Annotated in this window: 7 protein-coding genes and 1 pseudogene; 2 read left to right on the forward strand and 6 right to left on the reverse strand. The window is 57.7% G+C overall.

Going from position 1 to position 6,475, the window contains the following annotated elements; genetic code table 11:
- Nucleotides 1–97: 97 nt before the first annotated feature.
- The 6 genes and pseudogenes from repC to OKC29_RS23115 form a co-directional block, all read right to left on the reverse strand.
- Nucleotides 98–940 (reverse strand): replication protein C, IncQ-type, encoded by an 843-nt coding sequence (gene repC / locus OKC29_RS22790; RefSeq protein ID WP_128314201.1) that lies wholly within the window; start codon nt 938–940, stop codon nt 98–100.
- Nucleotides 930–1,772 (reverse strand): helicase RepA family protein, encoded by an 843-nt coding sequence (locus OKC29_RS22795; protein ID WP_128314198.1) that lies wholly within the window; start codon nt 1,770–1,772, stop codon nt 930–932. Before OKC29_RS22795 ends, repC begins: the two co-directional genes overlap by 11 nt.
- 30 nt (nt 1,773–1,802) lie before the next feature.
- Nucleotides 1,803–2,009, reverse strand: a complete 207-nt coding sequence (gene urfF, locus OKC29_RS22800; RefSeq protein ID WP_128314199.1) for a plasmid repression protein F — start codon at nt 2,007–2,009, stop codon at nt 1,803–1,805.
- A gap of 76 nt (nt 2,010–2,085) precedes the next feature.
- Nucleotides 2,086–3,105 (reverse strand): DNA-primase RepB domain-containing protein, encoded by a 1,020-nt coding sequence (locus tag OKC29_RS23105; RefSeq protein WP_420481201.1) that lies wholly within the window; start codon nt 3,103–3,105, stop codon nt 2,086–2,088.
- Entirely contained in the window at nt 3,033–3,446 is a 414-nt protein-coding gene (locus tag OKC29_RS23110; RefSeq protein ID WP_227982273.1) for an IncQ-type mobilization protein MobB, read from the reverse strand. The genes OKC29_RS23105 and OKC29_RS23110 overlap by 73 nt, the downstream gene beginning before the upstream one ends.
- Nucleotides 3,447–3,552: 106 nt before the next feature.
- A pseudogene (locus OKC29_RS23115) lies at nt 3,553–4,302 on the reverse strand (MobA/MobL family protein); the annotation flags it as partial.
- A gap of 76 nt (nt 4,303–4,378) precedes the next feature.
- Here OKC29_RS23115 and OKC29_RS22810 point away from each other — a divergent pair.
- Both OKC29_RS22810 and OKC29_RS22815 read left to right on the forward strand, forming a co-directional pair.
- Complete coding sequence (locus OKC29_RS22810; RefSeq protein WP_223917427.1) at nt 4,379–4,717, forward strand: mobilization protein; 339 nt, start codon at nt 4,379–4,381, stop codon at nt 4,715–4,717.
- Between the two features lie 459 nt (nt 4,718–5,176).
- A complete protein-coding gene (locus OKC29_RS22815) occupies nt 5,177–5,833 on the forward strand; it encodes a quinolone resistance pentapeptide repeat protein QnrS2 (protein WP_012537714.1) in 657 nt (218 codons plus the stop codon).
- Nucleotides 5,834–6,475: the final 642 nt, after the last annotated feature.

Consider the following 6,475-nt stretch of genomic DNA (forward strand, 5'->3'; position numbering starts at 1 on the left):
TACGCCGGGGGTGCGTGACAGTTACGCCGGGGGTGCGTGACAGTTACGCCGGGGGTGCGTGACAGTTACGCCGGGGGCGTGACAGTTAGCACAGGGGTCAGCCTGCCGCCTTGGGCCGTGCGATGTTGTACTTGCTAGGGGCATATTCGGTGACCGTCCAGCCCAATGAGACAATCTCTGGCAGCGAATCCCGTACCCTTTTGCGCCTTTGGCGCATGGTTGCCCCGCTGGCTTCCTCGGGCCAAACGTAGCTGGACAAGGTATCCACAGTGGCCTTGCCGCTCTTGCCGGGGTCGATCCAGCCACACAGCCGCTGGTGCAGCAGGCGGGCGGTTTCGCTGTCCAGCGCCCGCACCTCGTCCATGCTGATGCGCACATGCTGGCCGCCACCCATGACGGCCTGCGCGATCAAGGGGTTCAGGGCCACATACAGGCGCCCGTCTGCCTCGTCGCTGGCGTAGTCGGCAAGCAGCCGGAACCCCTGCCGCTTGCGGCCATTCTGGGCGATGATGGAGACCGTCCACAGGCGCTCAATGCACTCCCGGATTGCCTTGAACTGGCTGCCGCCATCCTCTGCATACCCGATTTCACGGGCCAGCGCTCGATAGCTTCCCTTGACCACCATGGCGTCAGCTTCGACGGCCTCCCACTTGGGTTCCAGGAACAGCCGGAGCTGTTGCCCGCCTTCGGTCTTGGGTTCCGGGCCAAGCACCAGACCGCTCGGCCCGGCCATGGCCACCAGCCCTTGCAGGATGCGCAGATCATCAGCGCCCAGCGGCTCCGGCCCCTTGAACTCGATCCGCTTGCCGTCGCCGTAGTCATACGTCACGTCCAGCTTGCTGCGCTTGCGCTCGCCCCGCTTGAGGGCACGGAACAGGCCGGGGGCCAGACAGTGCGCCGGGTCGTGCCGGACGTGGGTAAGCTCGTGTTTATGCGGCATCACGCACCCCCCCTTTCTTGGGCTTGGCCCGCTTTTCCAGTGGTACGGGCTTGAGTACGCCGCCCTCGTGCCGCCTTAGCCACCGCTCTTGAAACGGGCTGCCGTAGTTGGCCTTGCTCACGCCAAAGCGCACGAAATAGGCCCTCTGGTTGTCGTCCACGCCCCACGTTTCGGCCTCGGCTGCGGTCATACCGGAGAGGTATGCCTGCCACCGGATGTTATCGACCAGCACCGACGATCCACGGCTGGCCTGCTGCTGGTCGCCTGCGCCCGCCATGGCCGCGCTTTTGTTGGCATGGTGCAGGAAGATGATCGAGCACCCTGTCTCGGCGGCGATGGCCTCCATGCGGCCGATGACTTGGGCCATAGGCCCGGAGGCGTTCTCCTCCTCGATGTGGAAGCGCCTGAGCGTGTCCAGCACCATCAGGCGTCTGCCCTCGGCGGCTTTCATCATGCCGTCGAACCACTCCGGGGTCATGATGTTGGGGCCGTTTCCGATCAGCGGTTTGATCCACAAGTCGGTTGCCACGGCCTGCCGTTCGGCTGCGGAGAGGTGCGCCCCGAGTGCGTGCAGGCGGTGATGGATGGCAACTGGTGGGTCTTCTGCGGGCAGGTAGATCACTCGGCCTGTCGGCAGCTCGCCCACGCCCAGCAGATCGGGGCCGCCAGCGATCTGCATCGCCAGTTGCAGGGCCAGCATGGACTTGCCAGCCCCACCGGGGGATACCAGCGCCCCCACGGTGCCGGCCACCATGTTGGGCAGTACATAGTCAATCGGCGGCGGTAGCTCTGTGAAGCTCGCCAGAATGTCGATAGGCTTATGGGTAGCCATTGATTTGCCTCCTTTGCAGGCGGTTGATGGTCAGGCGCTGGCGGGGCCGCTATCCCCGTCCTGCGCCGCCCTGAGTTCCTCTAGGTACAGTCGCAGCGCCTCGGCCTCATCGTCTGTGGCCCATATCTTACGCGCCTTGCGCCCCAGTTCACGCTGGGTCTCGGCAAACCGAGCCTGCCTGATCGCGTTATCGCTGGCCAACAGGTTGCCAGTCAATTTATCCCGCTTGTCCTTCATACCAGACCTCATTAGAGCTAATGCAAAATACATGGTTAGAGCTAACACCATAACATGGGTTAGCTCTAACTAAAAGTCACATTTCCAGCGTGGGGTATTCCCCCTTGGTTTTTTGCGTCTGCTCAAGCTCGGCGCGGATCTTCTGCACCTCCGGCAGCGCCATCACTTTTTTGATGGTGCGCTCGATGTAGTCGGCCTCATGGCCTGCCTTGCGATCCATGAGGCCGGGGCTGGCCTCGGCCATGGCCTTGGCGATCTCGTCGGGATCTATGCCCTTCATGGCCAACTTCATGGCGGCGATGTAATCGCACTTGCTCAGGTCGTCCCCGAACCGCTTCACCAGCCCCGCCATTTCGCTGCGGTACTCGTCCAAGGCAGTCCTGTGATAACGGCGCGGCTGGGCTGTCTCTATGCCCTCCAGCCTGCGGGCCTGCTCCTGCTGGCGCTCCTTGCTCTCAAGCTCCTGCCCGGCCTCCTGCACCATCTGGGGGCCTGTGGTGGCGGCTTGGCCGCTGGACGCTCGGCACAGCACCCACGGCTGATACCCCGTCTTGGTTGTGTGCTTGGGCTTCTGGTTGGTAAAGCCCGCCAGACGGCCATAGTGGTGGCTATCAGCGCTTGCGGGGTCGGCGTCATACTCTCGGGCCAGCCTGCGGGCAATCGCGCCCCTGTGCTCTGCTGGCGCGTTTGCCGCTACCTTCACCCACGCCTGATAGTTCTTCGGGCTGGTCTCGATAACGGCGGCAGGCTCCCGCCCTTCCTCCTTCATCGCGTCCAGGTCAAAGCTGCTCAAGTCGTCTACCAGGACAAGCCCGTGCCTGGCTGATTCGGCTGGCCGGATATAGATATCGTTGCCCTGAGCGTTCATCCGCTTGAGCCATGCGGCGTTCTCGACCACCTCTTGCAGCGTCCATTCCCGATTCATCATCTTGCCTGTGGCGGAGTCCCTGATGCCAATATCGTACAGGTCGCAGCCCATAGCCTTGAGCTGGCGGGCGATGGCCTGAGAGGTGCGATCCCCCTTCACTTGAGCCTGAGTAGTAGCCACATTGCCCCCTCCTTTGTCGTCCTGAGTTCCGGGGTCAGCCAGAGCCACAATCCGATCAGCAGCACTAGCATAAACAGCAGAAAACCCATCGAGGTGACTACGAAAATCCTCCATCCCAACTGACTCGCTGCGCCCTCGGCCTTCCCGGCTGCCTTGTCCAGTGCCTCGGCTGCGGCCTTCATGTCCTTGGCTGTGCCTTCCCACGCCGTCGCGGCTTTGCCCTGCTGGATCTCCCACTCTCCAGCCTGCTTTATGCTGGCATTTTGAGTCTCCTCTATCGCCGTCACGGCCTTGTCTGCGAGAGTCGCCAAGCTCTGCGCCAGCGGCTCGATCTGCCCCGCCAGCTCGTCGATCCCTCTGGCCTGCCTCACTTTGTCTATCGCGCTCATGGTCGATGCTCTCTCTGTATGCCTGTAGGTCGATGATCTCGGTGTTGGCCGTCTCGATGGACAGGGCCGTATCCGCCCGCCCGGTGCGGATGCCCCGCCCCTCCATCTCCACCACGTTGGGGCCAAGGTGGATGGTCGGCAGGCGCTCGATCCCCTGCGCCTCTAGCGTCCGGTGGTCGATGCGGGCTTCGTGGCCTGCCATCTCCAGCGCCCGGTTGGCATGGTCTGCCCATGCTGCTCGGGTCTTCTCAAGCCACGCCTTGGGCTTCAAACTCTCGGTTTTCTGCGCCCCCCCCTGCCCCGGATTTTTCGGGTTGTACCTGCTGAACCACTGATCTTTCTTGCGCTCGACGCCATCGTTTTTGCGCTCGGACATCATCAGGTGGCAATGCGGGTTCTCACCCCCCCCCTTATGAATCGCCAGCGTATACGGCAGGCGCTCGACCTCGGTCAGGTACTTGGCGAAGTCGTCCACGAGCACCCGCTGCTGATCGAGCGTCAGCTCGATTGGCAGGGCAAATTCAACCTCTTTGAATAGGCGGCCATTGGCCCGTTCGTACAGGTCGGCGGCATCCCAGTAGTTGCCGACCTCTGCGGCTCCTGCCGCCCATGATGGCATGTTGCCAGACTGGGTGTGCAGCACCTCGTCTTTGTCGCGGGCATACTTGCCCTCGCGCTGAATGTAGTCGGCCTTGGCCTTAGCCGACTGGCCGCCGCCACGGCTGCCAGTCTTGGCCGCGAGATGAAATATCGCCATGTGTAAGCTCCACGCTAGTGGCCCTCGGAGAGCGCACCGCCCCGAAGGGGGGCCGGAGGCAGTTTCTCGCAGAGAAACCGGTAAGTGCGCCCTCCTCATGTTCCATGAGTCGGGTTTGCGGCATCAGTAACCTGATGATACTCTACAACGGGCACATAACAACAGGGCTGTCAACATGGGAAAGTTAGAGGATAAACTCGCCAAGCTCGAAGAACAGAGGGCGCGGATCAATGCCGAGATCCAGCGAGTGAGGGCAAGGGAACAGCAGCAGGAACGGCGGGATGATACTCGGCGCAAGATCATAGTTGGGGCAATGCTCACGGGCATGATAGAGGCGGGAAAGCTGGGGCAGTTCAATGAGGTCTGGCTACGGGCTGAGCTGGACAAGCAGCTTGACCGTGATCCAGACCGAGCCCTGTTTGGTCTGCCACCACTGGCAAAGGCTAAGCCAGAGCAGGTGGTGCAGGAAGAGGCCCCTGCGGGGCTACACACCGCCCCCACTGCTGCGCAGTAGGGGAAAGGCCGCTGTCGCGGCAAAACAGCTCTACGGGCCTCCTGTTGTGAGTAGAATAAAGTTTCGTTACTAAGTAATAAAGAATCATACTGAGTATTAAAGATTCATACTTAAATGGCAGCGATCAGAGTACACTGCCATTTCTAAAACGTTTATGCCCCATTCCTTCTTAGACCTTGTATCTACTTCAAATTGCAGGCTTCCGTTTAAGGTTACTTTACCTAATGGCGGACATCAGTAATCTATTGGGTTCCTTTTCTCTGTGGCTTTTTAAGCGGATAACTTTTTTCAATGGTGCCGCGTACTTTGAACGTTAACATAGAGGCTCAGGGCGCTATTTTACCCCCTTAAAATAGGCAAAATGAGGGTTTTTAAGATCTTGATTTTTAGTGTTTTTATTTTGGTGATGTGATGTGGCTTTGATGGTAGTGTTGCGTCCAGTTCATCATAGGAGTCAACATGGAAACCTACCGTCACACATATCGACACCACAGTTTTTCACATCAAGATCTAAGTGATATTACTTTCACTGCTTGCACCTTTATCCGATGCGATTTTCGACGTGCTAACTTGCGTGATGCGACATTTATTAACTGCAAGTTCATTGAACAGGGTGATATCGAAGGTTGCCATTTTGATGTCGCAGACCTTCGCGATGCAAGTTTCCAACAATGCCAGCTTGCGATGGCAAACTTTAGTAACGCCAATTGCTACGGTATTGAGTTACGTGAGTGTGATTTAAAAGGGGCCAACTTTTCCCGAGCAAACTTTGCCAATCAAGTGAGTAATCGTATGTACTTTTGCTCAGCCTTTATTACTGGATGTAACCTGTCTTATGCCAATATGGAGCGGGTCTGTTTAGAAAAATGTGAGCTGTTTGAAAATCGCTGGATAGGGACTCACCTCGCGGGCGCATCACTGAAAGAGTCAGACTTAAGTCGAGGTGTTTTTTCTGAAGATGTCTGGGGACAGTTTAGCCTACAGGGTGCTAATTTATGTCACGCCGAACTCGACGGTTTAGATCCTCGAAAAGTCGATACATCAGGTATCAAAATTGCCAGCTGGCAACAAGAACAGCTTCTCGAAGCGTTGGGTATTGTTGTTTTTCCTGACTAGATGCTTACGAATACCTGCTGATAAACTATACACAACATTAATACATTTTCTAATTCAAATCACCAGAGCTAGATCAATACTTCTAGCTCATTCTTGTCCAGAAACGTGTTTGAATGGGGCCAATCAATCTGTGGATGCTCAAGACAACCAGTATGATACTTTATTACTCAGTTGTAGCGTGACTCAGATTTTGTAGTAGGAATTAGTATGAATCTTTATTTCTGGGTGAGTATCATTTAGAACGGTACAAACAGGGTTACTTGACTGCTTAGTATGAAACTTTATTCCTCTCCTACACCTGTGGCGTCTCAGACAGGCACCAGCGGGCGAAGCCCGCCTTTCCCCCTACTGCGCAGCAGTGGGGGGGTGTGTAGCTTAGCGCAGCGATAAAGGGCCTCCGGCCTCTGGCCGGGCATTGGTCTGTAGGTCTGTAATCTGTAGAGGGTCGGAGCCCCTAAAGGGCTCAGATCCTATGGAAGATCTTGGAAGATCTTGGATCAACTTTTTGCGCAAATGCTACAGGCCAGTGGTGGCGTGGCTTACAGCGTTGTTTTTACTCCCCTGAGCGTGACAGTTACGCCGGGGGTGCGTGACAGTTACGCCGGGGGTGCGTGACAGTTACGCCGGGGGTGCGTGACAGTT

Source organism: Aeromonas sp. QDB34 (assembly GCF_027705405.1).
In the GTDB taxonomy this organism is placed as follows: domain Bacteria; phylum Pseudomonadota; class Gammaproteobacteria; order Enterobacterales; family Aeromonadaceae; genus Aeromonas; species Aeromonas hydrophila.